General features: G+C 67.6%; 26 protein-coding genes. 4 read left to right on the top strand and 22 right to left on the bottom strand.

Features of this window, described 5'->3' with window-relative positions; genetic code table 11:
* Window positions 1-23: 23 nt before the first annotated feature.
* The 6 genes from QZM15_RS06900 to QZM15_RS06875 form a co-directional block, all read right to left on the bottom strand.
* Complete coding sequence (locus QZM15_RS06900) at window positions 24-926, bottom strand: sulfotransferase family 2 domain-containing protein (RefSeq protein ID WP_146075207.1); 903 nt, start codon at window positions 924-926, stop codon at window positions 24-26.
* Between the two features lie 687 nt (window positions 927-1,613).
* A complete protein-coding gene (locus tag QZM15_RS06895; protein ID WP_302106090.1) occupies window positions 1,614-2,720 on the bottom strand; it encodes a glycosyltransferase in 1,107 nt (368 codons plus the stop codon).
* Between the two features lie 27 nt (window positions 2,721-2,747).
* Window positions 2,748-3,770, bottom strand: a complete 1,023-nt coding sequence (gene galE, locus QZM15_RS06890; protein ID WP_302106089.1) for a UDP-glucose 4-epimerase GalE — start codon at window positions 3,768-3,770, stop codon at window positions 2,748-2,750.
* A 15-nt stretch (window positions 3,771-3,785) separates the two neighbouring features.
* Entirely contained in the window at window positions 3,786-4,922 is a 1,137-nt protein-coding gene (locus tag QZM15_RS06885; protein WP_059641926.1) for a glycosyltransferase family 4 protein, read from the bottom strand.
* 51 nt (window positions 4,923-4,973) lie between these two features.
* Entirely contained in the window at window positions 4,974-5,798 is an 825-nt protein-coding gene (locus tag QZM15_RS06880; RefSeq protein ID WP_302106088.1) for a glycosyltransferase, read from the bottom strand.
* A complete protein-coding gene (locus tag QZM15_RS06875) occupies window positions 5,795-7,051 on the bottom strand; it encodes a lipopolysaccharide biosynthesis protein (RefSeq protein WP_059641920.1) in 1,257 nt (418 codons plus the stop codon). Before QZM15_RS06875 ends, QZM15_RS06880 begins: the two co-directional genes overlap by 4 nt.
* A gap of 246 nt (window positions 7,052-7,297) precedes the next feature.
* On the opposite strand from QZM15_RS06875, the gene QZM15_RS06870 reads away from it, so the two are divergent.
* The 4 genes from QZM15_RS06870 (at window position 7,298) to waaA (ending at window position 12,154) form a co-directional block, all read left to right on the top strand.
* Window positions 7,298-8,692 (top strand): phosphomannomutase/phosphoglucomutase, encoded by a 1,395-nt coding sequence (locus QZM15_RS06870; protein WP_059574184.1) that lies wholly within the window; start codon window positions 7,298-7,300, stop codon window positions 8,690-8,692.
* Between the two features lie 168 nt (window positions 8,693-8,860).
* Window positions 8,861-9,856 carry a lipopolysaccharide heptosyltransferase I gene (gene waaC, locus QZM15_RS06865; RefSeq protein WP_059574183.1) on the top strand — a complete coding sequence of 332 codons (996 nt, stop codon included), beginning with the start codon at window positions 8,861-8,863 and terminating at the stop codon, window positions 9,854-9,856.
* Window positions 9,857-9,879: 23 nt separating this feature from the next.
* Entirely contained in the window at window positions 9,880-10,764 is an 885-nt protein-coding gene (locus tag QZM15_RS06860) for a Kdo hydroxylase family protein (RefSeq protein ID WP_059642178.1), read from the top strand.
* A gap of 37 nt (window positions 10,765-10,801) precedes the next feature.
* Complete coding sequence (waaA, locus tag QZM15_RS06855; RefSeq protein WP_302106087.1) at window positions 10,802-12,154, top strand: lipid IV(A) 3-deoxy-D-manno-octulosonic acid transferase; 1,353 nt, start codon at window positions 10,802-10,804, stop codon at window positions 12,152-12,154.
* A gap of 63 nt (window positions 12,155-12,217) precedes the next feature.
* Here the strand turns inward: waaA and ureG are convergent, their stop codons facing one another.
* From ureG to hemN, 16 genes are all read right to left on the bottom strand, one after another.
* On the bottom strand, window positions 12,218-12,865 hold the full coding sequence (ureG, locus tag QZM15_RS06850; protein WP_059574181.1) for an urease accessory protein UreG: 648 nt from the start codon (window positions 12,863-12,865) through the stop codon (window positions 12,218-12,220).
* 16 nt (window positions 12,866-12,881) lie between these two features.
* The gene (locus QZM15_RS06845; protein ID WP_302106086.1) at window positions 12,882-13,562 is read right to left on the bottom strand and encodes an urease accessory protein UreF; all 681 of its coding nucleotides are present in this window, start codon (window positions 13,560-13,562) and stop codon (window positions 12,882-12,884) included.
* Window positions 13,549-14,163: an urease accessory protein UreE gene (gene ureE / locus QZM15_RS06840; RefSeq protein ID WP_302106085.1), complete on the bottom strand. Its 615-nt coding sequence runs from the start codon at window positions 14,161-14,163 to the stop codon at window positions 13,549-13,551. Before ureE ends, QZM15_RS06845 begins: the two co-directional genes overlap by 14 nt.
* 18 nt (window positions 14,164-14,181) lie before the next feature.
* A complete protein-coding gene (gene ureC, locus QZM15_RS06835) occupies window positions 14,182-15,888 on the bottom strand; it encodes an urease subunit alpha (RefSeq protein WP_302106084.1) in 1,707 nt (568 codons plus the stop codon).
* Window positions 15,889-15,917: 29 nt separating this feature from the next.
* A complete protein-coding gene (locus QZM15_RS06830) occupies window positions 15,918-16,223 on the bottom strand; it encodes an urease subunit beta (protein ID WP_059641908.1) in 306 nt (101 codons plus the stop codon).
* Between the two features lie 17 nt (window positions 16,224-16,240).
* Window positions 16,241-16,543, bottom strand: coding sequence for an urease subunit gamma (gene ureA, locus QZM15_RS06825; RefSeq protein ID WP_006406310.1), 303 nt, complete (start codon window positions 16,541-16,543; stop codon window positions 16,241-16,243).
* Window positions 16,544-16,779: 236 nt separating this feature from the next.
* Entirely contained in the window at window positions 16,780-17,655 is an 876-nt protein-coding gene (locus tag QZM15_RS06820; RefSeq protein ID WP_275906260.1) for an urease accessory protein UreD, read from the bottom strand.
* Window positions 17,656-17,833: 178 nt separating this feature from the next.
* Window positions 17,834-18,526 (bottom strand): urea ABC transporter ATP-binding subunit UrtE, encoded by a 693-nt coding sequence (gene urtE / locus QZM15_RS06815; protein ID WP_302106083.1) that lies wholly within the window; start codon window positions 18,524-18,526, stop codon window positions 17,834-17,836.
* A 4-nt stretch (window positions 18,527-18,530) separates the two neighbouring features.
* Window positions 18,531-19,388: an urea ABC transporter ATP-binding protein UrtD gene (gene urtD, locus QZM15_RS06810; protein ID WP_060312934.1), complete on the bottom strand. Its 858-nt coding sequence runs from the start codon at window positions 19,386-19,388 to the stop codon at window positions 18,531-18,533.
* A complete protein-coding gene (urtC, locus tag QZM15_RS06805; protein WP_059574173.1) occupies window positions 19,385-20,569 on the bottom strand; it encodes an urea ABC transporter permease subunit UrtC in 1,185 nt (394 codons plus the stop codon). Before urtC ends, urtD begins: the two co-directional genes overlap by 4 nt.
* A 1-nt stretch (window position 20,570) precedes the next feature.
* Complete coding sequence (gene urtB, locus QZM15_RS06800) at window positions 20,571-22,190, bottom strand: urea ABC transporter permease subunit UrtB (RefSeq protein ID WP_124859606.1); 1,620 nt, start codon at window positions 22,188-22,190, stop codon at window positions 20,571-20,573.
* Between the two features lie 139 nt (window positions 22,191-22,329).
* On the bottom strand, window positions 22,330-23,637 hold the full coding sequence (gene urtA / locus QZM15_RS06795; RefSeq protein ID WP_226290072.1) for an urea ABC transporter substrate-binding protein: 1,308 nt from the start codon (window positions 23,635-23,637) through the stop codon (window positions 22,330-22,332).
* A gap of 354 nt (window positions 23,638-23,991) precedes the next feature.
* Window positions 23,992-24,315 (bottom strand): rhodanese-like domain-containing protein, encoded by a 324-nt coding sequence (locus QZM15_RS06790; RefSeq protein ID WP_006488544.1) that lies wholly within the window; start codon window positions 24,313-24,315, stop codon window positions 23,992-23,994.
* Between the two features lie 14 nt (window positions 24,316-24,329).
* A complete protein-coding gene (locus QZM15_RS06785; RefSeq protein ID WP_059574170.1) occupies window positions 24,330-24,986 on the bottom strand; it encodes a protein-L-isoaspartate O-methyltransferase in 657 nt (218 codons plus the stop codon).
* 104 nt (window positions 24,987-25,090) lie between these two features.
* On the bottom strand, window positions 25,091-25,348 hold the full coding sequence (locus QZM15_RS06780; protein ID WP_059574169.1) for a hypothetical protein: 258 nt from the start codon (window positions 25,346-25,348) through the stop codon (window positions 25,091-25,093).
* Window positions 25,349-25,443: 95 nt separating this feature from the next.
* Entirely contained in the window at window positions 25,444-26,835 is a 1,392-nt protein-coding gene (hemN, locus tag QZM15_RS06775) for an oxygen-independent coproporphyrinogen III oxidase (protein ID WP_302106082.1), read from the bottom strand.
* Window positions 26,836-26,985: the final 150 nt, after the last annotated feature.

The following is a 26,985-nucleotide window of genomic DNA, read 5'->3' as shown; positions in this document are numbered from 1 at the left end:
CGAACATACGATGCAATCCGCCGTTACGGTGCGAGTAGTGCCCCGTAACGGGCAATTGCCCTCATGGTGATTTGTCGCTGGAGCGACGGTATCTTCGCGCCCTTGGGAAATCGCCGTATCGCCAGCAGGGACCAGAGCTTCACATCGAGCCTGCATCGGTCATCCAGCAATGACAACGTCTCCTGATCGAGTTCCTTGTCGAGCCGGATGCGCAGATTTTCCGGCACACGTGCAGTCGAATTAAGATGCATCATTGGCAGATCGGTCCTGAACCAACGATTCAAATTTTGATGAAAATGTGGGTTCTCGATAATATCGCTGTAAGCAATTGAATCGAGTCGACTCAGTGCGTCTCTCAGTAATCTGGAGTCCTGATCCGGGGAGATGAACGAATCATTCCCGATACGTTCGTCCGGCCACAATAGCATGCGAGTGGCCAGATTATCCGTTTGACACGCAATGCGTGGATCCGTCAGGAATTCTTTCAGGGTGCCGCGCGAGAGTTTGATGCAATCTTGCCAACTTCCCCAACGCACAAGATATTCGTCCGACATACATCGCCAGTACACCCAATGAGACAAGAGGCGGGATAACGGCTCGCGAAGGAAAGTCAGTAGTTGGGCGTGCGGGTATCGATGCGTCAAAGTGCTGTAAGAGAAATGGCCCATGATCAGCTTCGATTCGGGCATCTTGCTTTCGTCAAGATGGATTGTCTGCGCAACCTCATAATCGAACTCCGAGAGTCGATCAAATGTGCCGAGCAGTAGTCGATCGATTCCTCGAACTTCGTCGTTGATTTTCAAGGATTGCGATATGCCGGTGATGACTGATGTGCCCGCCGTTTTCGGGACGTGCATGATCGCAAGCGGCTTTTCGTGGTTACGCGGTTCGTTTTTAAATCTGGGAGTAGTGAAATAGTCGAACACGATCTAATTGGAGATGATCTATCAAAATCGCCTTGGGCAGACGATTTCTTCACGATGACTTGCGACAAGTAGAAGGCCGGCGGGGAATGCGTGCGGCTATGTCGGGATGTCAGTTTATCGGTAAAAAAAGGCGGCTGCCACAATACCGGCGTCGAAGGCGGCCCATCGTCGGGATGTCCGGCGGCCTCAAGCAGCTCAATTTCTACGTTGCACGGTCGTTTGCCTGTTCCGCCGCTCAAGGGACGGGCTTTTCGGGGCATGCCGGACGTCGCGTTCGACTCCGATCCGAACAGCGGCGAAGCAGTCGCCGTGGGCGGACAACTCGAGATAGTGGGCGGGACGAGTCTGTCCGCACCGCTATTTGCTGCGACCTGGGCGCGCGTGTTGTCCAGTGCCTGCGCGACGAATCTCGATTTTGCGGCGCCCACGCTCAGGTCACGACGCCATCGGTCTTTCGCGATATCACGTACGGGGCGAACGGCGCGTACAGGGCAGATTCGGGATGGGACTTCGTGACCGGCTGGGGCACACCGAACGTCAGCATGCTGTATTCGTCGGTATGCAATTCGGCCCGTGCCGTCTATAGCGCAGGAATCAACGAAGGGACGACGCTAAAGCCACTAGTGATACGGTCCGTCGGCATCGACGCGCCATGCGAGCCGACAACGCGCCGGCTACCCGCACCCCTCAATACCCCCCCTTCCCCTTCCTCACCACCATCCACCGCGGCGCCCTGAACCTGACGATGCTGAGATAAAGCCACACATAAGTCAGCGCGAACACCACGACAAAAACGAACAGATGCACGGTATGCCGCCAGAACAGCGTCGCCGGAATCACCGCAACGAGGCACAGCAGCCACAGATAAGGTGAGGTAAGCGAATTCCGCCGCGTCAGATCGTGCGCATGCTTCGTCCCCACGGCCCACCGCATCAGCCGCTTGTACACGAGCATATGCAGATGCACGCCGTCCGGAATCCCTGGCGACATCCCGCGGATGAACTTCTTCCGGTAGATCGAGAAGCAGGTCTCGAAGATCGGATACATGAACAGCAGCACCGGATACCACGCGGACACCTCGCGGTTGCGCATCACCAGCATGATCGCGAGCTCCGCGAGCATGAAGCCGATGAAATACGCGCCGCCGTCGCCGAGAAAGATCAGCCCGGCCGGGAAATTCCACAGGAAGAAGCCGAGCACGGCGCCCATCATGATGATCGACGCGGACATCACGACCGGGTCGTTGACGTGGAACGCGACATACGCGAGCGACGCGAACATCATGAAGCTGACCATCGACGCGAGCCCGTTGAAGCCGTCGATGATGTTGATCGCGTTCGCGAGCGCCGCGACCGCCAGCACGGTGATGAACGCCGAGATGGCCACGTAGCCGAGCAGAAAATCGAGCGGCGGCACGCTGATGCGCTTGACCGCGATACCGAGCAGCCAGAACGCCAGCGCGGCCGCGCCCATCGTGCACAGCAGCCGCGCGCGGGGCGACACGCGCTTGGTCAGGTCCTCGACGAGGCCGGACAGGAACGCCGGCAGCCCGCAGGCGACGATCCCGAGAATGCTGCCGGCGATCGTCGGGTAGCGTCGCGACACGAGCAGCGCGGCCACGACGACCCCGGCGAGGATCCCGATGCCCCCGACGCGCGGCACGGGCCGCACGTGGAATTTCTGCACGCCGGCCAGGTCGCTGTCGATCGAGAATTTCTCGTGAAGGTGCGCGTAGCGCACGATGAACAGCGTGACGAGCAAGGAGACGATGAAGCCGGACGCGAAGCTGAGCATGGGATCGCTCGAAAAATGGACAGCGGATTATACAAAACCGCGCGGGTTCCCCTCCTGCCATCGCCAGTGGTCGGCACACATTTCCTCGATGCCGAGCGTCGCACGCCAGCCGATGATGTCGGCCGCGGCCTGCGGGTTCGCATAGCACTCGGCGATGTCGCCCGGGCGGCGCGCGACGAGTTCGTACGGCACCGGGCGGCCCGACGCCTTCTCGAACGCACGTACGACTTCCAGCACGCTGTAGCCCTGGCCGGTGCCGAGGTTCACGACGAAGCTCGCGTCGCGGGTGGCCAGCGCATCGAGCGCGGCGATGTGCCCCTTCGCGAGATCGACGACGTGGATGTAGTCGCGCACACCGGTGCCGTCCGGCGTCGGGTAGTCGGAGCCGAACACGCGCAGCTTTTCCAGCTTGCCGACCGCGACCTGCGCGACGTACGGCATCAGGTTGTTCGGGATGCCGGCCGGATCCTCACCGATCAGCCCGCTCGCGTGCGCGCCGACCGGGTTGAAGTAGCGCAGCGTGGCGATCCGCCACGACGGGTCCGAGACTTCGAGATCGCGCAGGATCTGCTCGGCGATCAGCTTCGACTGGCCGTACGGGTTCGTCGCGGACAGCGGGAACGATTCGTCGATCGGCGAGCGCTCGGGCACGCCGTACACGGTCGCCGACGAGCTGAACACGAACTGCCGGACGTTGCGCTCGCGCATGACCTTGAGCACGGCGAGCAGGCCGCCGATGTTGTTCTGGTAGTACTCGAGCGGCTTCGCGACCGATTCGCCGACGGCCTTGAGCGCCGCGAAATGAATCGTGCCGGTGATCGGGTGCGCGTCGAACACCTTCGCGAGCGCGGCTTCGTCGCACACGTCGACCTGGTGGAACGCGGGCGTCTTGCCCGTGATCTGCTCGATGCGCCGCACCGATTCAGCCTTGCTGTTCACGAGGTTGTCGACGATCACGACGTCGTAGCCGTTGTCGAGCAGCTCGACGGCCGTATGCGAGCCGATATAGCCCGCGCCGCCGGTAACGAGGATGGTGCCTTTAGCGGTCATTGCTGATGCGCTCCTTCAGAGTGTGAATCCCGTCAACGAATGGATGGTCTCCCTGTAGCGTTCGACGACCTGCTGTTCGTCGAATTCCGCCGCGACCTTGTGTCGGCCGCGTGCGCCCATCGCCGCGCGGCCTTGCGGCCCGAGCGCGATCATGCGAATCAATTGTTCCGCGAGGCTTCCGCTGTCGCGCACGCGGCACAGGAACCCCGTTTCGCCGTCGGCGACGACGTCGCGGCAGCCCGGCACGTCGGTCGCGACGATCGGGCGGCCCATCGCCGATGCTTCCATCAAGGTGCGCGGCACGCCTTCGCGGTACGACGGCAGCACGACGCAGTCGGCCGCCGCGATGTGCGGGCGCACGTCGTGCGCTTCGCCGAGATACTCGACGATGCCTTCGCCGACCCACGCGTCGACGTCCGCGCGACCGATCGCGCTTGGATTGTCGACGCCGAGCGGCCCGAGCAACTGGAAACGCGCGTTCGGAAAGCGCTCGCGCACGACACGCGCGGCTTCCACGTATTCACGCACGCCCTTGTCCCACAGCAGCCGGCCGATCAGGATGAAGACGGGCGCGTCGCCGCCCGGCAGCGGCACGGGCGAGAACTGGTCGAGATCGACGCCTTCGCCGTGCAGCAGCCGCGCGCGCTCGGGATGCGCGAGCAAGCGCTCGTCGGTGAAGGTCGCGAGATCGTCGCGGTTCAGGAACCACACCTCGCGCGGGAAGCGGAACGCGAACCGGTACAGGCGCTTCGCGATGCTCGCCGCGCGGCTCTTCTGGATGAACACGTAGCCGAGGCCCGTCGTCACCGCGATCGACGGCACGCGCGCGAGCCATGCGGCCACCGAGCCGTAGATGTTCGGCTTGATCGTGTAATGGAACACGAGGTCGGGCCGCAGCGCGCGGTAGTGGCGCGCGAGCGCGGCGAGCGTGCCGAGATCCTCGCGCGGGCTCGTGCCTTTCGACGCGACCGCGAGCGCGACGTAGCGGCAGCCCATCTGTTCGAGCAACGGCACCGTGCGGTCGTGCGGCGCGATCACGATGACCTCGGCGCCGCGCGCGACGAGCGCACGGATCAGCCCGTGGCGATACGTATGGATCGCCCAGGCCGTGTTGCAGACGAGCGCGATGCGCAGCGGAGAGGTGGCGGACATGAAAAAAAGAAAAAATAAAGCGTCGAAATTGCCGAACGGGCCGGATGCGCGTCAGGCGGACGGCCGCGCGGCGAACAGCGTCTGCTTGATGCGCTGCAGCGTACGGTACGGCGTCACGAAGTGCAGCAGGTTCTTGGCGAGGCCGGCCCAGTCGTACGGGTTCAGCACGTTGAAGTGGCGCAGCAGCAGCGTGAGCGTCGACACCAGTTGGCGCCGGCGCTTGGTCGCACTGATCCCGCCCTCGTTAAGCTCGTAATACAGGCCGAGTTCCGGCAGGTTCGCGCAATCGTAGCGTTGCATTAACCGTAAAAAAAGATCGAGATCCTCGGCCGCGCGGTACTTGGCCCGATAGTTGCCCACTTCGCGCACGGCGTCGATGCGCAACATGACCGACGGATGCACGAGCGGCGAGCGCAGGAAGCGCGTGCGGCGCAGCGTGCGCGGATCGGCGGGCGGCGTGAGCATGAAGCGCGGCTCGCCGGCGCGCGACACGACCTGCGTCCACATGCCGACGCAGGCGACGCGCGGGTGGGCGCCGAGATACGCGCGCTCTTTCGCGAGGCGCCGCGGCGCGGCGAGATCGCCCGCGTCGATGCGGGCCGCGTAGCGGAAGCCGCGCGCGGCGAGCGCGTCGATGCCGGCCGCCAGCGCGCGTTCGATGCCGCCGTTTTGCGGCATGCGCAGCACGTCGATCGCCAGGCCCGGCAGGTCGGGCGCGACGATCGGCGGCGTGCTGCCGTCGTCGACGATCAGCACGTGCACGCGCGCATCCTCGCGAAACGACGCGAGGGTCCGGACGACGTCGTCGTGCCCGTTGTAGGCCGGCATCAGCACGGCCACGTCGTCGAGCGGGGGCGGGCTATCGGAGGGCGTCATGTTCGCAGCTTGAAACGGATGTAATAAAAGTTGACGGCGGCAGCAGCCAGGTAGCCGGCCGCCAGCCCGACGAGCGCGCCGTACAGGCCGAGCCGCGGGATCGCGAACAGGTTCACGAGCGCGGCGATCGCCAGCGCGAGCAGCCATTTCGTGAGCAACACGAATTTTGCTTGATATTTGAGAACGATAAGATTGCCTATCGCCTCGATGCCGGCCGGCACGGACAGCCACACGGCCCAGCGGAAGATGTCGACCGACGCCTCGTAGCCGCGGCCGAACACCTTGCCGACGATCAGCGGGGCGGCGGCGTCGAGCACGAGCGCGCCGGCCGTCATCAGGCCGGCCGTCATCGCGATCAGCCGGACGATGTTGCGGCGCAGCCGCGCGACGTCCTGCACGCGGTAGACGAAGGCGGGCGCGATGGTCTGCGCGAGCATCAGCGCGAGCGTGATCCAGTTCTCGTTGAGCTGCTGCGCGGCCGAGTAGCGGCCGAGATCGGCGAACGACACGTGGCGCTCGAGCATCAGGCGGTCGAGCTTCAGGAACAGATACATGCAGATGAGGCCGAGCCAGAACACGGTGCCGGCCGTCGCAAAGTGCCGGAACAGCGGCCTGTCGAACGTCCAGCCGAGCGCGCCGCCGTTACGATGCCGGTAGTACAGCAGCAGCGCGAAGCCGATCGCGGCGGCTTCCAGCGCCCACAGCCACGCGAAGCGGGCAGGGCCGGCGGCCGCGCGCACCAGCAGCCATACGAGCAGCGCCTTGGCGAGCGCGGTGACCATGCTGGCGACGAGCTGCGGCTTGCTGTAGGTCATGCTCTGCAGCCACGCGTTGATCACGCCGACGAACGGCTCGCGGAACACCATCGTGACCGCGAGGCCCGCGAGCATCGCGCCGACCAGCGGGTCGAAGGCGCCCGCGGCGATCGCGATCCAGGTCGCGGCGAGCGCGGCGACCGACACGGCGATGCGCAGCACGAACGCGCTGCCGAGCACCGCGCCGAGCTGGGCGGGCGGGCGCTGGACGATGGTCGGGACGAGGATTTCCGCGCCGCACACCCAGGTGAGCGGCGCCAGTACCAGGAGCAGCGTATTCGCATACTGCCATTTGCCGAACACATCTGGCCCGAAATAACGGGCCAGCAGGCCGCTGATCGCGATCGCGACGCCGATCTGCGTGAGCCGTTCGAGCCCCAGCCAGACGAGGTTCGCGACGGCTTTCGCGACGTCCGGGTTGCCGAAGCGCTTCAGCATGCGCGGCAGCGGCGGCGCGCGGGCAGGGCGGCCGGAAGCGGCGGGTGGGCGGCGGCGGGACGGCCAGGCATTAAAATGGGCGATATGCGCGTCATCGAAACCCGCGATTATAAGTGGGATCGCGACCGCGCCAGCCGTTCCATTCCTTGTTTTGCGGGGCCGCATGTATCATGCGCGGCACCGGCGAGAGGCGGCCAGCCAAGCCAGACAATTTTCCATGCACGCAACTGAGAGAGAAGAGAATCGATGATCTCCCAATCCATCTTCAAGGCATATGACATCCGTGGCGTGGTCGGCAAGACGCTCGACGTCGACACGGCGCGCGGGATCGGCCGCGCATTCGGCAGCGAAGTGCGTGCGCAGGGCGGCGATGCGGTCGTCGTCGCGCGCGACGGCCGCCTGTCCGGGCCGGAACTCGTCGGCGCGCTGGCCGACGGCCTGCGTGCTGCGGGTGTCGACGTCGTCGACGTCGGCATGGTGCCGACGCCGGTCGGCTATTTCGCGGCGAACGTGCCGCTCGCGCTGAAGGGCGGCGAGCGCCGCGTCGATTCGTGCATCGTCGTCACGGGCAGCCACAACCCGCCCGACTATAACGGCTTCAAGATGGTGCTGCGCGGCGCCGCGATCTATGGCGAGCAGATCCAGGCGCTGTACCGCCGCATCGTCGACGAGCGGTTCGAGACGGGCAGCGGCACGTATGAGGAAATCGACGTCGCCGATCAATACATCGCGCGTATCGTCGGCGACGTGAAGCTCGCGCGGCCGCTGAAGCTGGTCGTCGACGCCGGCAACGGCGTCGCGGGCCCGCTCGCGACGCGCCTGTTCAAGGCGCTCGGCTGCGAACTCGTCGAGCGCTTTACCGACATCGACGGCACGTTCCCGAACCACCATCCCGATCCCGCCCATCCGGAAAACCTGCAGGACGTGATCCAGGCGCTGAAGGACACCGACGCCGAGCTCGGCTTCGCGTTCGACGGCGACGGCGACCGCCTGGGCGTCGTCACGAAGGACGGCCAGATCATCTATCCGGACCGCCAGCTGATGCTGTTCGCGGAAGAAGTGCTGTCGCGCAACCCGGGCGCCCAGATCATCTACGACGTGAAGTGCACGCGCCACCTCGCGCAGTGGGTGAAGTCGAAGGGCGGCGAGCCGCTGATGTGGAAGACGGGCCACTCGCTGGTCAAGGCGAAGCTGCGCGAGACGGGTGCGCCGCTCGCCGGCGAAATGAGCGGCCACGTGTTCTTCAAGGATCGCTGGTACGGCTTCGACGACGGCCTGTACACCGGCGCGCGCCTGCTCGAGATCCTCGCGAAGACGGCCGATCCGAGCGCGCTGCTCAACAGCCTGCCGGACGCGATGAGCACGCCCGAACTGCAGCTCTGGCTCGACGAAGGCGAGAATTTCCGCCTGATCGACAAGCTGCAGAAAGAGGCGAAGTTCGAGGGCGCCGAGGAAGTCGTGACGATCGACGGCCTGCGTGTCGAGTACCCGGACGGCTTCGGCCTCGCGCGTTCGTCGAACACGACGCCGGTCGTCGTGATGCGTTTCGAAGCCGAGACGCAGGAAGGGCTCAAGCGTATCCAGGAAGACTTCCGCCGCGTGCTGACGGCCGCGAAGCCGGACGTCAAGCTGCCGTTCTGAGCGCCGGCCGGCGGGCCGCCCGTACGACGGCCGTTCATCGGCCGTGTTCATCCCGAAAAGCGGCGCGCGCCCCGGGCGCGCGGCCGCTTTTTGTCTGTCCGGTCGTCCGGCCGCGATAAAATCCCCCCTTTATGTCCGTCGCCGGCTGCCAGCCGGCGTTTTTTCAGCGTGCAAAAGATCCTGATCGTGCGCGTGTCGTCGCTGGGCGACGTCGTGCACAACATGCCGGTGATCGCCGATATCCGGCGCCGCCACCCCGATGCGCAGATCGACTGGCTCGTCGAGGAAAGCTTCGTCGACCTCGTGCGGCTCGTCGACGGCGTGCGCAACGTGCTGCCGTTCTCGCTGCGCCGCTGGCGCAAGAGGCCGTTTTCGGGCGCGACGTGGCGCGAGATCCGTGCGTTCCGCCGGCGCCTCGCGGCCGAGCAGTACGACCTCGTGATCGACTGCCAGGGCCTCATCAAGACGGCATGGGTCGCGAGCTGGGCGCGCGGCCCGCTCGTCGGGCTCGGCAACCGCACCGACGGCGCCGGCTACGAATGGCCGGTGCGCTTCTTTTACCGCAAGCGCGTGCCGATCGCGCCGCGCACGCACGTGGTCGAGCGCTCGCGGCAGCTCGTCGCGGCCGCGCTGGACGATCCGGCGCCGACGCCGGCCGATCCGGTCGAATTCGGCCTCGACACGCGCGCGGCGGCGCTCGCGGTGGCCGCGCTCGGCCTGAACCTGCCGGTGCCGTACGTCGTGTTCGTTCACGCGACGTCGCGCGCCGACAAGCAGTGGCCGGACGCCGCGTGGATCGAGCTCGGCCAGGCGCTCGTGCGGCGCGGCGCGTCGCTCGTGCTACCGTGGGGCAACGACGCGGAACGCGCGACCAGCGAGCGGCTCGCGAAGGAATTCGGCGCGGCGGCGATCGTGCCGCCGAAGCTGTCGCTGCCGGCCGTGGTCGGGCTGATCGACGGCGCGGCCGCGACGGTCGGGGTTGATACAGGTCTGGTTCACATCGCGGCCGCGCTGAAGCGTCCGACGGTCGAACTGTACAATTTCGCGACGGCCTGGCGGACCGGCGGCTACTGGTCGCCGAACGTCGTCAATCTCGGCACGGCGGGGCAGCCCCCGTCGATCGCGCAGGTGAAGTCGGCGCTCGCGGGCTTCGGTCTCCTGTAATGCTGTCCACACGCGAACCGATCATGAGCGAATCCCAGATCATCGAAGTCCCGTCCGCCGACTGGAGCGGACACAACCTGTCGACGCCGCGCGAGCAGTTGCTGGCGGCGGTCGAGGAAGGCAAGGTGCTGTATTTCCCGCACCTGCGCTTCGCGATCGAAGGCGGCGAGGAAGCGTTGCTCGATCCGGCGCTCGCCGATCCGAAACGCAAGAACATCAGCCTCGCGCCGAACGGCGGCGCGCTTGCCGGCGTGCTGGGCGACAGCGTCACGCAGTCGGCCGTGCGCGCGCTCGTCGCGCGCTTCCAGCAGCAGGCCGGCACGCTCGTCGACGGCCTTTTCCCCGAATATCGCGGCAAGCTGCGCGTCGCGCCGACGAGCCTGCGGCTGATGCAGGTCGAAACGCGCCAGACGTCGTGGCGCAAGGACGACAGCCGGCTGCACGTCGACGCGTTTCCGTCGCGGCCGAACTACGGCGAGCGCATCCTGCGCGTGTTCACGAACGTGAACCCGGCCGGCGCGCCGCGCGTGTGGCGCGTCGGCGAGCCGTTCGAGGACGTCGCGAAGCGTTTCCTGCCGAAGATCCGGCCGCAGTTGCCGGGCTCGGCGTGGCTGCTGAACCTGCTGCACGTGACGAAATCGCCGCGCAGCGCATACGACCACCTGATGCTGAACCTGCACGACGGGATGAAGGCCGATCTCGACTACCAGAAGACGTGTCCACAACAGACGATGCCGTTTCCGCCGGGCAGCGTGTGGATATGTTTCTCCGATCAGACTTCGCACGCTGTGATGTCCGGCCAGTTCATGCTCGAGCAGACCTTCTTCCTCCCGGTCGATGCGATGGTGCGCCGCGAGTGCGCGCCGCTCGGCATTCTCGAACGCCTGACGGGCAGGGCGCTGGTTTGAGCGCGCCCCTGTTTCGACGCAACGCCCGGGCGGCCGCATGCTGAGGGCGATCTATCGTGCGCTGTGGTGGCTCGTCGCGCCGGCCGCGGTCATCCGGCTTTATGTGCGTTCGCGCAAGGAGCGCGGTTATCGCGAGCATATCGGCGAGCGCTTCGGCCAGGTCGCGGGCCGCTCGCCGGACGACCGCGCGCCGCTGATCTGGGTGCATGCGGTCTCCGTCGGCGAGACGCGCGCCGCGCAGCCGCTGATCGATGCGCTGATGCGCGCGCGCCCCGATGCGCGCATCCTGCTCACGCACATGACGCCGAGCGGCCGCGCGACGGGCGAACAGATCTTCGGCGATCGCGTGCTGCGCTGCTACCTGCCGTACGACATGCCGGGCGCGGTGCGGCGCTTCCTGCGCGCATGGCGGCCGACGCTCGGCCTCGTGATGGAAACCGAGGTGTGGCCGACGCTGATCGACGAGTGCCGCCGCGCGGACGTGCCGCTCGTGCTGACCAATGCGCGGATGTCCGCGCGTTCGTTCCGGCGCGCGGCGAAGTTCGGCGCGGCGACGCGCGACGTGTTCGGCGGCTTCTCGCGCGTGCTCGCGCAGAGCCCGGCCGATGCGGAGCGGCTCACGTCGCTCGGCGCCCGCAACGTGACCGTGCTCGGCAACCTGAAGTTCGACATGACGACGCCGCCGGAGCTCGCGGCACGCGGCCATGCGTGGCGCGACGCGATCGGCGCGCGGCCGGTGTGGGTCGCGGCCAGCACGCGCGAGAACGAGGAAGCGCTGGTGCTGCAGGCGTTCGTGGAAATGCGCACGCCCGGCGCGTTGCTGGTGCTCGTGCCGCGTCATCCGCAGCGCTTCGCCGAAGTCGAGGCGCTCGTCGTGCGCAGCGGGCTCAAGTGCGTGCGGCGCTCCGCCTGGGCGGCCGATGCGGCCGCGCTCGCGGCCGGCCGGCCGGCCGCCGAACCGTTGGCCGGCGACGTGACGGTGCTGCTCGGCGATTCGATGGGCGAGCTCGGCGCGTACTACGCGGCGGCCGACATCGCGTTCATCGGCGGCAGCCTGCTGCCGCTCGGCGGGCAGAACCTGATCGAGGCGTGCGCGGTCGGCGTGCCGGTGCTGATCGGGCCGCACGTGTTCAACTTCACGCAGGCGACCGCCGATGCGGTCGCGGCCGGTGCGGCGATGCAGGTCGCGGATCCGCTCGATCTCGCGCACGTGCTCGACGCGCTGTTCGCCGACAAGGCACGGCGCATCGCGATGGGCGCGGCCGGCGCGGCGTTCGCGGCGCGTCACCGCGGTGCGACCGCGCGCACGGTCGACGTGCTCGCCGCGCTGCTGCCGCCCGTCGAAGCCGAGACGCGTGCGCTGCCGGGCGCCGCTTCCGAAGACGAATAGACGAAGGGCGGCGCAAGGCCGCCCGCGCACGCATGGCGGCGACGCGAGCCGCCGCCATGCCGCTCACACCGTCAGCAAGCCCTTCTTCTCGATGAACGCGATCACGTCCGCGACACCGTCGAGCGCCTTCAGGTTCGTCATCACGTAAGGCCGCTCGCCGCGCATTTTCTTCGTGTCGGACGCCATCACGTCGAGGTTCGCGCCGACCAGCGGCGCGAGGTCGGTCTTGTTGATCACGAGCAGGTCGGACTTCGTGATGCCGGGGCCACCCTTGCGCGGAATCTTCTCGCCGCCGGCCACGTCGATCACGTAGATCGTCAGGTCCGACAGCTCGGGGCTGAAGGTCGCCGCGAGATTGTCGCCGCCGGACTCGATGAACACGATGTCGGCATCGGGAAAGCGCGCGAGCATCCGGTCGACCGCCTCGAGGTTGATCGACGCATCCTCGCGGATCGCCGTGTGCGGGCAGCCGCCCGTCTCGACACCCATGATGCGTTCCTCGGGCAGCGCGCCGGCGACCGTCAGCAGCCGCTGGTCTTCCTTCGTATAGATGTCGTTCGTGATCGCGACGAGGTCGTACTTGTCGCGCATCGCCTTGCACAGCATTTCGAGCAGCGTGGTCTTGCCGGAGCCGACGGGGCCGCCTATGCCGACGCGCAGCGGCGGCAGTTTCTTCGTGCGGCGGGCGGAGGAGGGAGCAGGTGCGTTCATGGTCGGGCGAAGAGGTTCAGGAGCGGAACAACCGCGAGTACTGGGTTTCGTGCCGCGCGGACAGGATGCCGAGCTGCGGCGCGAACGTGTTGACGGCGTCGGGCGGCGTCGCGAGCGCGCGGCGCACGGCCGCGTCGATCGCGCCGCGCAGCGCGACGATGATGCGTTGCCCGGCGAGCTGGCCGAGCGGCACGGCCTTCAGCGCGGCGGACGTCTGGTTCTCGACCCAGCCGAATGCATACGCGGCGAGCGTCGCGTCGGCGCTCGCGTCGTGTGCGGCGGCCGCGTACGCGAACGCGGTCGGCAGCGCGATCGGCGCGATCGATGCGAGCGCCGCGCGGCGTGCGGCGTCGCCCCATTCGAGCGATGCGCACAGCTGCGCGAGCGACCAGCCCATCTGTTCGGTTTCGCGGCGCAGTTCGGCCGATTCCCGGCTCGCGACGAACCATGCGTTTTCGGCGGCGAGCGCGTGCGTGTCGTGCGCCTGCCAGCGGGCGAGCTGGTGCGCGAGGAACGGCAATTCGCCGTGCGCGAGCACGTCGGTCAGGCCGCTCGCGATCCAGTCGCGCGCGGAATCGGCGTCGCGGATCAGGTTCGCGTCGAGCGCGGCTTCGAGGCCCTGCGAATAGCTGTACGCGCCGATCGGTAGTGCGGGCGACGCGAGGTGCAGCAGCGCGACGAGTTCAGTGGTGGTCATGACCGTGGTGGCCGTGCGTGCAGCCGGGACCATGCTGATGGCCGTGATCGTGATCGTGATCGTGATCGTGCGAATGCGAATGCCCGTGGTGTTCGCCGAACACCTGCTGCGCGAGCGCGTAATCCTCGGCGAACGTCGCGTCGTGTCCGTGCTTGTGGCCGCCGCCGTACGCGCCGGCTTCCGGCTGGAATGGTGCGTGCGTTTCCTCGACCTGCGTGCCGAGCCGGCGCAGCATGTCCGCGAGCACCGGATCGGCCTCGAGCTTCAGGTAGCCGTCGCCGATCTCGACCGGTGTGTGACGGTTGCCGAGATGGTAGGCGGCGCGCATCAGCGTGAGCGGGTCGGCCGCGCGTACGAGCAGCACGGTTTCGGCGGCAGCGGCGATGCGCACGAGCGCGCCGTCGTCGGCGACGAGCACGTCGCTGTCGCGCAGCACGGTGCCGCGCGGCAGCAGGACCGCGACGTCCTCGCCGGTGTCGAGCGTCGCCGCGAGGCGGCTCTTGCAGCGGGCGTCATAGGCGAGCGTGAGCGTCGGCGCGCGCGCGACGAGCGACGCGGCGAGTTTCACGTTCGGGGCAATGCGTTTGTCGAGGGTGCGCATGAAACTGGGGATTCCGAATCAGAACAGGAAATAGCGCTGCGCCATCGGCAGCACCGTCGCCGGTTCGCAGGTGAGCAACTGGCCGTCGGCGATCACGTCGTAGGTTTCCGGATCGACGCTGATCGACGGGCGCCATGCGTTGTGGATCATGTCGGCCTTCGTCACGTTGCGGCAGTTGCGCACCGGCACGATCCGCTTCGCGAGGCCGTAGCGTTCCGCGATGCCGGCGTCGGCCGCCATCTGCGACGCGAAGGTCAGCGACGTGCGCGCGAGCGCGCCGCCGCGCGTCGCGAACATCTCGCGATAGTGGACCGGCTGCGGCGTCGGGATCGACGCGTTCGGGTCGCCCATCTGCGCGAGCGCGATCATCCCGCCCTTCAGGATCATCGATGGCTTGATCCCGAAGAACGCCGGTTCCCACAGCACGAGGTCGGCCCACTTGCCGGGCTCGATCGAGCCGACTTCATGCGCGATCCCGTGCGTGAGCGCGGGGTTGATCGTGTACTTCGCGACGTAGCGCTTCGCGCGGAAGTTGTCGTTGCGCGCGGTGTCCTCCGGCAGCGCGCCGCGCTGCACCTTCATCTTGTGCGCGGTCTGCCAGGTGCGGATGATCACTTCGCCGACGCGGCCCATCGCCTGCGAATCGGACGATAGCATCGACAGCGCGCCGAGATCGTGCAGGATGTCCTCGGCCGCGATCGTCTCGCGGCGAATGCGCGATTCGGCGAACGCGAGATCCTCGGCGATCGACGGATCGAGGTGATGGCACACCATCAGCATGTCGAGATGCTCGTCGAGCGTGTTGATCGTGTACGGGCGCGTCGGATTGGTCGACGACGGCAGCACGTTCATCTCGCCGCACACCTTCAGGATGTCGGGCGCATGGCCGCCGCCCGCGCCTTCGGTGTGGTACGTGTGGATCGTGCGGCCCTTGAACGCGGCGACCGTCGATTCGACGAAGCCGGCTTCGTTCAGCGTGTCGGTGTGGATCGCGACCTGCGTGTCGGTGTCGTCGGCCACCGACAGGCAGTTGTCGATCGCGGCGGGCGTCGTGCCCCAGTCCTCGTGCAGCTTCAGGCCGATCGCGCCGGCCGCGATCTGCTCGACGAGCGGCTGCGGCAGGCTTGCGTTGCCCTTGCCGAGAAAGCCGAGGTTGATCGGCCAGCCGTCGGCCGCCTGCAGCATCCGCTCCATGTGCCACGGGCCCGGCGTGCAGGTCGTCGCGTTGGTGCCGGTGGCCGGCCCCGTGCCGCCGCCGAGCATCGTCGTGACGCCCGACGCGAGCGCTTCGTCGATCTGCTGCGGGCTGATGAAGTGGATGTGCGTGTCGATGCCGCCTGCCGTCACGATCAGCCCTTCGCCGGCGATCACTTCGGTGGCCGCGCCGATCGCGATCGTCACGCCCGGCTGGATGTCGGGGTTGCCGGCCTTGCCGATCGCGGCGATGCGGCCGTGCTTGATCGCGATGTCGGCCTTCACGATGCCCCAGTGATCGAGTATCACGGCGTTCGTGATGACGGTATCGGGCACGTCGGCGGCCACGCGCTGCGACTGGCCCATCCCGTCGCGGATCACCTTCCCGCCGCCGAATTTCACTTCCTCGCCGTAGGTCGTGAAGTCGCGTTCGATCTCGATCAGCAGTTCGGTATCGGCGAGCCGGACGCGGTCGCCCGTCGTCGGCCCGAACATTTCCGCGTACGCGCGGCGGCTCAAGCGTAGTGTCATGTTGCTGTTCCTGAAGAGCGGGGCGCGGCTTACAGCGGCCCCATCACCTTGCCCTGAAAACCGTAGACGGCGCGCTCGCCCGCGAGGGCGACGAGCTCGACGGTGCGCGTCTGGCCCGGCTCGAAGCGCACGGCCGTGCCGGCCGCGATGTTGAGCCGGAAGCCGCGCGCGGCCGCGCGGTCGAACGACAGTGCATCGTTGACTTCGAAGAAGTGGTAGTGCGAGCCGACCTGCACCGGGCGGTCGCCGGTGTTCGCGACAGCGAGCGTCAGCGTCGCACGGCCCGCGTTCAGTTCGTGTTCGCCGTCGTCGGTGAGGATTTCGCCGGGGATCATGCGCGGTACCACCTTGGTCACGGAATCGGATGATGGACGGTCACGAGCTTCGTGCCGTCGGGGAAGGTCGCTTCGACCTGGATGTCGGGAATCATTTCCGGCACGCCGTCCATCACGTCGTCGCGCGTGAGCAGCGTCGTGCCGTAATGCATGACTTCGGCGACCGTCTTGCCGTCGCGCGCGGCTTCCATCAGCGCCGCGGTGATGAAGGCCACCGCCTCCGGATAGTTGAGCTTCAGGCCGCGCGCACGGCGGCGTTCGGCGAGCAACGCCGCCGTGAAGATCAGCAGCTTGTCCTTTTCGCGGGGAGTCAGTTTCATGAAGGCAGGCGTTCAGGAAAACGTAATTTTTATCGGTGCGCACGCGACCGGGCAGGCGCGCGGATCATCGTAGCACCGCGCTGTTTGGCGTGCGTCGTGTATCGCTTATGTAAGCAGCAAGGGGCGTGCCATGTGCATCCGGCGCGCCGTCATGCTCTTTCGTGGTGCGCGATGCGTGAAGAGTGTGCGCCGTGTGTCGCGGCATTGCGCCGAAACGGTGCGCGATGCGCGCGCGTTCAGGTTTGCCAGAGACGCAGCGGCCGCGCGTCGATGCCGTGCACGATCGGCCGCAACTGCAGCCAGCAGTCGGTGAAGTGGCGCTGCAGCGCTTCCATCGACGTCGCCAGCGCGCGCACCAGCACGACGCCGGGCGTTACGCAAGTGGCGCCCGCGCGCAGCGTATCGTCGAACGGCATCCTGGCGGCGAGCGTTTCGGCGAGCGCGGCGTCGCACGCGGCGCCGGCCGCCCACAGCGTGCCGTAGGCGGGAAAGCCGGCGAGGCCCTGCGGCGCGCCGCGCAGCGGGTCGCGTGCATCGAGCAGCGCGCGCTCGGTCCACAGCGGCCGGCCGTCGGCATCGACGAGCGCCGAGGTCGACGCGATGCGTCCTGCCGACCAGGTTTCGCCGGCCGCCTGCCGGCCGAGCTGCGTCGCGTCCCAGCCGATCGCGCTCGCGCCTGCGCCGAGCGTCACCGTGAAGTCGAGCGCGGCGTGCGCCGCGTCAAAGAACAGGTTGTTCTGCGGTAGCCAGTCGAGCTTCGCGTGCGCGCCGACCGCGATGCCGATGCGCTGCGTCGCATCGAGGCCGTTGGACTTGTACCACTTGGTCGCGCCGGGCGTCGTCAGCACCGCGTGCGTGCCGTCGCCGAGCGCGATGTCGATGTCGAGCCGGTCGCCGCCCGCGACGCCGCCCGGTGGGTGCACGATCACCGCATGGCAGATCGCGTCGCCTTCCGGGTACAGCGGCCGCTGCACGCGCAGCGGGCCGTCGTGCAGCCGGTGCGCGAGCGTCGTGCGCGCACCGTGCCGCTCGAAGCCGAGTTCGAGACGGCCGCGCCACGACTTGGCGACGGCGGGGCGGGACAGCGGGGCGTGGGAGTCGGGGGCGGACATCGGCGGCGAACGGGAAACGAAGAAAACGGGCGCGAAGAGCGTGGATGCTACCGGAACAATAATGCAGATGCCGCGTTCGGTGGAAGCGCCGCGTGTGCGCGTTCCGCGAGCCGGCCGCCTGTGTTCGTTGCCACGCCTACCGCGTTACCTACTGCCGTGCCTACCGCAGTGCCGCCTGTCACACCGCGATCAGTTCGCGCACGCCGTTCGTCTCCATGTCCCGCGCATCGCCGCCCGCTATGACCTCGCCGCGGCTCATCACCCAATAATGGTCCGCGATCGAGCGCGCGAAATCGTAATACTGTTCGACGAGCAGCACGGTCATCTTCGATTCGTCGACGAGCTGGCGCAGCGTGCGCCCGATGTCCTGGATGATCGACGGCTGGATGCCTTCGGTGGGCTCGTCGAGGATCAGCAACTGCGGCTCGCTCATCAGCGCGCGGCCGATCGCGAGCTGCTGCTGCTGGCCGCCCGACAGGTCGCCGCCGCGCCGTGCGCGCATGTCCTTCAGCACCGGAAACAGTTCGTAGATACGATCGGGCACTTTCGACGGCGCCTTGCGGCTCGCCGCGCCGACGAGCAGGTTTTCCTCGACGGTGAGCCGCGGAAAGATGTCGCGGCCCTGCGGCACGTAAGCGAGCCCGGCCGCCACACGCGCATACGGCGGCAACGCGCCGAGCGCGGTGCCGCGCCACGACACGCTGCCGCTTTTCGCGGCGACGACGCCCATCAGGCAGCGCAGCAGCGTGCTCTTGCCGACGCCGTTGCGGCCGAGCAGCACGGTGAGCTTGCCGTCGTCGGCGACGAGGTTCACGTTGCGCAGGATATGGCTGCCGCCGTAGTACTGGTTCAGCGCTTCGATTTTCAGCATCGCATCATCGTCCGAGGTAAGACTCGATCACCGCTTCGTCGCGCTTGACCTGGTCGAGCGTGCCGTGCGCGAGCACCGCGCCTTCGGCCATCACCGTCACGCGCCCCGTGTCGCCCGCGAGCGCCGCGACGAATTCCATGTCGTGCTCGACGACCATCATCGAGCAGGTGCCGCGCAGCGTGTTCAGCAGCTCGGCGAGCTCCATCGTCTCGTGGTCGGTCATCCCGGCCGCCGGCTCGTCGAGCAGCAGCAGCGCGGGACGCTGCATCAGCAGCATGCCAATTTCGAGCCGCTGCTTCTGCCCGTGCGACAGTTCGCCGGCCGCGCGATACGCATCGCTTTCGAGGCCGATCAGCGCGAGCGTCTCCTCGATCTTCGCCTGCGCGGTGCGGTCGAGCCGCGCGCGCAGCGACGCGAGCCAGCCCTTGTCGGTCTGCATCGCGAGTTCGAGGTTTTCCCACACCGGGTGCTGTTCGAACACGGTCGGCTTCTGGAACTTGCGGCCGATCCCCGCGCGCGCGATCTCGGGTTCGTTCATCCGCGCGAGGTCGATCGTCTGGCCGAGAAACACCTTGCCGGCGTCGGGCCGCGTCTTGCCGGTGATCACGTCCATCATCGTCGTCTTGCCCGCGCCATTCGGGCCGATCACGCAGCGCAGCTCGCCCGCGTCGATCGCGAGCGACAGCTTCTTCAGCGCGCGAAAACCGTCGAAGCTCACCTCGATATCCTCGAGATAGAGGATCGTGCCGTGCGACGTGTCGATGCCGGGCGGCACGACGCGCCCCATCGACGCGCTGCCGCTGACGGCGAGCAGCTCGTCTTCGGGCGGCGGCGTGAACTGATAGAGAGCCGTGCCGTTCATGCGCGTTTCCCCTTCGCGAGCAGCGTGTCGACGAGGCCCATGATCCCGCGCGGCAGCAAGAGCGGCACGAGCACGAAGATCAGGCCGAGAAAGAACAGCCAGTATTCGGCGAAGTACGCGGTGAAGAAACTCTTCGCGCCGTTCACCGCGAACGCGCCGACGATCGGCCCGATCAGCGTGCCGCGCCCGCCCACCGCGACCCAGATCGCCATTTCGATCGAGTTGCCGGGCGACATCTCGCCGGGATTGATGATGCCGACCTGCGGCACGTACAAGGCGCCTGCGATGCCGCACAGCACGGCCGACAGCGTCCACACGAACAGCTTGTACGCGAGCGGGCTGTAGCCGAGGAACATCAGCCGCGTCTCGCCGTCGCGCACCGCGGTCACCACGCGCCCGAGCTTGCTCGTGACGACCGCACGCGCGACGATGAACGCGAGCACGAGCGTCGCGAAGGTCAGCAGCAACAGCACGGTGCGCGTGCCCGGCGACGTGATCGCGAAGCCGGCGATGCGCTTGAAGTCGGTGAAGCCGTTGTTGCCGCCGAAGCCCGTCTCGTTGCGAAAGAACAGCAGCATCGCGGCGAACGTCAGCGCCTGCGTGATGATCGACAGGTACACGCCTTTCACGCGCGAGCGGAACGTGAAGAAGCCGAACACCCATGCGAGCACGGCCGGCACGAGCACGACCAGCGCGAGCGCCCACGCCAGATGCTGCGTGCCGCTCCAGTACCACGGCAACTGATGCCAGTCGAGAAACACCATGAAGTCGGGCAGGTCGCTGCCGTACTTGCCGTCGCGGCCGATCTCGCGCATCAGGTACATGCCGATCGCATAGCCGCCCAGCGCGAAGAACAATCCATGGCCGAGGCTCAGGATCCCGCAGTAGCCCCATACGAGATCGAGCGCGAGCGCGGCGATCGCGTAGCACATCAGCTTGCCGGCGAGCGTCATCGCGTACGCGGACAGATGGAACGCGCTGGCTTCCGGCGCGACGAGCGCGGCGAGCGGCACGCCGATGCCGATCGCCACGCACAGCGCGACGAGCGCGAGCCATGCGCGGCGCGACAGCAGCGCGGGGCGGGGCGGCAGGCCGAGCGCGAAGCCGTCCGCGCGCGTGCCGGCGGCGGGCTTCGGCGTATCGGCGACCGGGTTCGATATCGAATCGGTGAATGAAGTCACGTCAAGCCTCCGCGCTGCGGCCCTTCGGGGCGAACATGCCCTGCGGGCGTTTCTGGATGAACAGCACGATCATCACGAGCACCGCGATCTTCGCGAGCACGGCGCCCCAGAACGGCTCGATGGCCTTGCTGACGAGGCCGAGCCCGAAGCCGCCGAGCACGGTGCCGGCGATCTGGCCGACGCCGCCGAGCACGACCGCCATGAACGAATCGATGATGTAGTTCTGGCCGAGATCGGGGCCCACGTTGCCGATCTGCGACAGCGCGCAGCCGCCGAGGCCCGCGATGCCCGCGCCGAACGCGAACGCATACGCGTCGACACGCGCGGTCTTCACGCCGACGCAGGCGGCCATCCGCCGGTTCTGCGTGACCGCGCGCACGAACAGGCCGAGCCGCGTCTTCGTCAGCACGGCCCACGCGACGAACACCACCGCGAGCGCGAACGCGAGGATCGCGAGCCGGTTGAACGGCAGGATCAGGTTCTGCATCACGGTCACGCCGCCGCTCATCCACGACGGGTTCACGACCTGGACGTTCTGCGCGCCGAACAGCATGCGTGTCGCCTGGATCAGGATCAGGCTCACGCCGAACGTCGCGAGCAGCGTCTCGAGCGGGCGGCCGTACAGGTGCCGCAGCACCAGCCGTTCGAGCACGATGCCGACGAGCGCGGCCGCCGCGAACGATACCGGCACCGCGACGAGCGGATACCAGTCGAATGCGCCGGGCGCGTAGCGCTGGATCAGCGTCTGCACGACATAGGTTGCGTACGCACCGATCATCAGGAATTCGCCGTGCGCCATGTTGATCACGCCAATCAGCCCGTACGTGATCGCGAGGCCGAGCGCGGCGAGCAGCAGCACGCTGCCGAGCGACAGGCCGGCGAACAGCGTGCCGACAATTTCGCCGCGGCGCTGCAGCGCGTGCAACGTATCGAGCCCTTGCTGCGCGGCCTCGCGCACGCGCGCGTCGGGTTCCGCGTAGCTGCCGTCCGCGTTCTTCGCGACGAGCGGGCGCAGTTGTTCGATCATGTCGAGATCCTGGCGCGCGGCCACCACCTGCACGGCTTCGAGGCGCTTCGCCGGATCGGCGTCGTGCAGCGCGGCGATCGCCCACAGTGCATCGAGGCGACGTTTCAATGCCGGATCGGTTTCCTTTGCGCGGGCGCGGTCGATCATCGGCTTGAGCGCCGGGTCGGGCGACTTCAGCAGCGCGTCGATCGCATCACGCCGCGCGGCGACGTCGGGCGACGCGAGCGCGAGGCCCGACAGCGCGCCGGCGATCTTCGTGCGCAGCAGGTTGTTCAGCATCACCGGCTGCGCGTCGCCGGCCGGCGTCGCGGCCTGCGTGAGCGCGTCGTGCGCGGTGTCGCCGGACTGGATCAGCAGCCGGCCGTCGCCGGTCGCGAGCGCATCGCCGCTCGACAGCGCGTTGAGGATCGCCACCGCGCGCGGATCGGTATCGGTGGCGAGCCGCTCGATCGCGGCCGTCTTCGCGTCGAAGTCGTCGCCGGCGAGCGCGGCGGTGTCGGCCGCCGTCAGCGCGAACGCGGCGTGCGGCAGCAGGCTCGCGAGGGCGGCGCATGCCGCGATCGCGCGGGCGGCTCGGCGAAAGCGTGTAGGCATCGGGAAGTCCTGTCGGGCGAGGGGAATCGGAGCGGCGCTGCGCCGGCGCGCGCGGTTCGTCACGGCAAGCGCGGCCGGCGCATCGACGGCGGGCGGGCGAGCGGCACGTCGCGCGCAAGGCCCGACGCGCCGCCCGGCGTCACGCCAGCGCCGCGCGCTGCCGGCGCAGGAACGCCGGAATCGAGCTGACGACGTCCGGCTTGTTCTGGTTACCCGCGATGAACGGGCTCCACGGCTGCGCGCGCACGGCCGTCTTCGTCTTCCACACGACGTTGAACTGCCCGTCGCCGCGGATCTCGCCGATCATCACCGGCTTGTGCAGGTGGTGGTTGCCGTCCATCGCGAGCGTGAAGCCCGACGGCGCGGCGACCGTCTGGCCGATCATCGCGACGCGCACCTTGTCGACGTCGGTGCTCTTCGCCTTCTCGACGGCCTGCTTCCACATGTGGATGCCGACGTAGGTCGCTTCCATCGGATCGTTGGTCACGCGCTTCGCGCCGCCCGGCAGGTTGTTCGCCTTCACCCACGCGGCGAACTGGTCCTTGAACTTCGTGTTGGTCGGGTTCTTCACCGACATGAAGTAGTTCCACGCGGCGAGGTGGCCGACGAGCGGCTTCGTGTCGATCCCGCGCAGCTCCTCCTCGCCGACCGAGAACGCGACGACCGGCACGTCGGTCGCCTTGATCCCCTGGTTGCCCAGTTCCTTGTAGAACGGCACGTTGGAATCGCCGTTGATCGTCGAGACCACGGTCGTCTTGCCGCCCTGCGCGAAGGTCTTGATGTTCGCGACGATGGTCTGGTAATCGCTGTGGCCGAACGGCGTGTAGACCTCCTGAATGTCGGCGTCCTTCACGCCCTTCGATTTCAGGAACGCGCGCAGGATCTTGTTGGTCGTGCGCGGATACACGTAGTCGGTGCCGAGCAGGAAGAAGCGCTTCGCGCCGCCGCCTTCTGCGCTCATCAGGTACTCGACGGCCGGAATGGCCTGCTGGTTCGGCGCGGCGCCCGTGTAGAACACGTTGCGCGACATTTCCTCGCCTTCATACTGCACCGGGTAGTAGAGCAGCCCGTTCAACTCTTCGAATACCGGCAGCACGGATTTGCGGGACACCGACGTCCAGCAGCCGAACACGCACGCGACCTTGTCCTGCGTCAGCAGCTGGCGCGCCTTCTCCGCGAACAGCGGCCAGTTCGACGCGGGATCGACCACCACCGGTTCGAGCTTGCGGCCCAGCACGCCGCCGCTCTTGTTGATGTCGGCGATCGTCATCAGCGCGGTGTCCTTCAGCGACGTCTCCGAGATCGCCATCGTGCCCGACAGCGAATGCAGGATGCCGACCTTGATCGGGCCGGTGCCCGCGTCGGCTGCGTGCGCGAACGGGCTCTTGCCCGCCAGCGCGAGCGCGCCGGCCATCGAACCGAACTTCAACAGACTGCGACGTTTCATCGAGATCCCCTTTGTCGTGTTGGATGCGCGTGCGCCGTGGCGGCGCCGGCCATCGTGTAACGCAAGGCATGTGCCAGTCGCGCCGATGCACGCCCGGCGTGCCTGTGCGGGCCATCGGCGGGCATCGACGCGGTGCGGATGACGCGTCGTGCAGCATGCGCGGTCCGTTGCGGTGCAGGCGCGCGGGCGCAAATGGTGCACGAAGGTGTCGCGGCGTCGCGGCGCGGGGAAATGTCGGAACGGAAGGGGAATGAGAAACGGGCGCGCGGTGCGCGCCCGTTCGGCGGATCGGTGCGGCCGGCGGCAGGGTGCCGGGCGGCGCGGCGGCGCGCGATGCGCGGCCGGAAGGATCGGTCAGTAGCGCGGCACGGACGGGTCGACGTCGCGCGACCACGCGTCGATTCCGCCTTGCAGGTTGTACAGCTTCGTGAAGCCGCGCGATTCGAGGAACATCGCGACCTGCGCGCTGCGCATCCCGTGATGGCACACGCAGACGATTTCCGCTTCGTCGTCGAGCTCCTCGCTGCGCGCGGGAATCTGCTGCATCGGAATCGACACGCTGCCGGCGATCTGCGCGGTCGCGATTTCCCACGGCTCGCGCACGTCGAGCACGACCGGCGCGGGGCGCGCCGTGTCGCCGAGCCATTCCGCGAGCATCGCGGGCGTCAGGATCTGCATGGAGGCTCCGCCGCTCAGAACTTGAAGCGCGACGGCTCGATCGCGTTGACGAGGTGGTCGATGTAGGTTTCGAACACGTCGGCGACGCGGTACTGCTTGTCGTCGATGCGCGTGATGATCTGCGCCTTCATCACCGGACGGCCGCCGACGAACGCCGACAGGCGGCCGCCGATCTTCAGCTGTTCGAGCATGTCCTGCGGCACGACCGGCAGGCCGCCCGCGACGCAGATCACGTCGTACGGCGCCTTCGCGGCCCAGCCGCGCGAACCGTCGCCGAGCACGACTTCGGCGTTGGTCACGCCGTCGTTGCGCAGGTTGTCCGCCGCGAACTTCGCGATCGCCGGATCGATCTCGACGGCCGTCACGTGCTGCGCGCGATGCGCGAACAGCGCGGCCAGGTAACCCGAGCCCGCGCCGATCACGAGCACGTTCTCGTGCTTCTTGACCGCCAGCTCCTGCAGCACGCGCGCTTCGACGCGCGGGAACAGCATCTTGCTGGCGCCGCCCGGCAGCGGCAGTTCGAGATCGGCGAACGCGAGATCGCGGTATTGGGCCGGAACGTAGTTCTCACGCTTGACGATCGACAGCAGGCCCAGGACATCCAGATCCAGCACGTCCCACGGACGGATCTGCTGTTCGATCATGTTGAAACGCGCGTTTTCGATATTCATGGTGTGGTCACGCAGCCTGGTCGGCCATCAGCGGGGATAGAGAAACTTCGTGATTGTACCAAACGGCGCGGCCGCGAAGCCTTCAGGCTGCCTGCAACAGACCTTTACCCCTTGCTCTTCTTGATCTGCGCCTCGAACGCGAGGTCGAGCTTGCTCGCCTTGCGCGGCTTTTGGGGGCCAAATGCGTCGACGAACTTGACGAATTCGTCGAGCGGCAGCGGCTCGCAGCGCTTTTCGGCGGTGCCGCCCGAGCGGTCGACGAGATAGAACAGGCCGCCCGCCATCGCGACGGCCGCGAATTGCGGGTTGCCGGAGCGGGTTTTCAGGCGTTCGACCGCGTGGGTTGCTTTGGTGGTGCGCATCTTGGGGGCTGGCGAAGCGGGTGTAAGCCTCACACTCTATCAAACCGGCCGCCCGCGTGCGGCCGGCGCCCGCCCCATGGCCCGCGCGAACGGCCCTAGACCGTGCGCGAGTAGCGCTGCCGCGGCGTCTGGCCGAGATACGCGTCGAACGCCATCGCGATGTTGCGCACGACCATCCGGCCGGCCGGATGGATCGTCAGCCGGTCGCGCGCGATCGTCAGCAGCCCGTCGCGCTCGAACGGGCGCAGCGCGTCGAGCTCGCGCGCGAAATGATCGGCGAAGCGGATGCCGTGCGCGGCCTCGACATGCCAGAACGGCAGTTCGAGATTGCACATCAGCTGCGTGATCACGTCCCGGCGCAGCCGGTCGTCGGGCGTGAGCCGTACGCCGCGCGCGATCGGCAGCCGGCCCGCGTCGAGCGCGGCGCCGTACGCGGGCAAGTCCTTCGCGTTCTGCGCGTAGACGTCGCCGACCTTGCCGATCGACGACACGCCGAAGCCGATCAGGTCGGTATCCGCGCGCGTGCTGTAGCCCTGGAAATTGCGCTGCAGCGTGCCGTTGCGCTGCGCGCGCACCAGTTCGTCGGACGGCCGCGCGAAGTGGTCCATCCCGATGTACACGTAGCCGGCCGACGTCAGCATGTCGATCGCGAGGCCGAGCAGCGCGATGCGCGTTTCCGGCGGCGGCAGCGTCGCATCGTCGATCTGCCGCTGCATCTTGAACAGGTGCGGCATGTGCGCGTAGCCGAACACCGACAGGCGATCGGGCGCGAGCTCGATGATCGTCTCCAGCGTGCGTGCGAACACGGCGACCGTCTGGTGCGGCAGCCCGTAGATCAGGTCCACGCTCACCGAATGGAAGCCCGTCGCCCGCGCGGCGGCGAGCAGGTCGGCCGTCATCGCGCGCGGCTGGACGCGGTTGATCGCCTGCTGCACGGCCGGGTCGAAATCCTGCACGCCGAGGCTCAGCCGATTGAAGCCGATCGTGCGCAGGTGGACGAGCGTCGCCGGCGTGACCGTGCGCGGATCGATCTCGATCGAGAACTCGGCATCGGCGTCCGCCGCGAGCGCGAAATGCTCGCGCGTGGCCGCCATCAGCTCGGCCGTTTCGTCGTCGGACAGAAAGGTCGGCGTACCGCCGCCCCAATGCAGCTGCGTGACGGGACGGGACGGATCGAACAGCGCGGCCTGCAGCGCCATTTCGCGCTTGAGCTGGTCGAGATACGGGCGCGCGCGGCGGCGGTTGTTGGTCGCGATCTTGTTGCAGCCGCAGTAGAAGCACGCGGTGTTGCAGAACGGGATGTGGAAGTACAGCGACAGGTCGCTCGACGACGCGCCGGGGTCGCCGGCCGCGCGCACGTAGTCGGCCGGATCGAAGTCGTCGCGGAATTGCAGCGCGGTGGGGTACGACGTATAGCGCGGCCCGTTCGCGCCGTATTTCGTGAGCAAATGGGGACGGAACATCGTGTCGTCAGAACCAGAATGCATGACGGTCTCGCGCTTTTTAGATGCTTTCGAGTATATGAACGCGCGCGCGGCCTGCATTGTGTAATAACGTCGCAGCCGGCGATGGCACAATGCGGGGTAGGGCTGCCGGATACCGCGTCCGGTTGCCGCACCGTTTTTCGTTGTTCGTCG

The organism is Burkholderia sp. AU44665 (genome assembly GCF_030504405.1).
Classification (GTDB): Bacteria; Pseudomonadota; Gammaproteobacteria; order Burkholderiales; family Burkholderiaceae; genus Burkholderia; species Burkholderia semiarida.
Note: the sequence above shows the minus strand (reverse complement) of the source record. Positions and strands in the feature narration are given on the sequence as shown.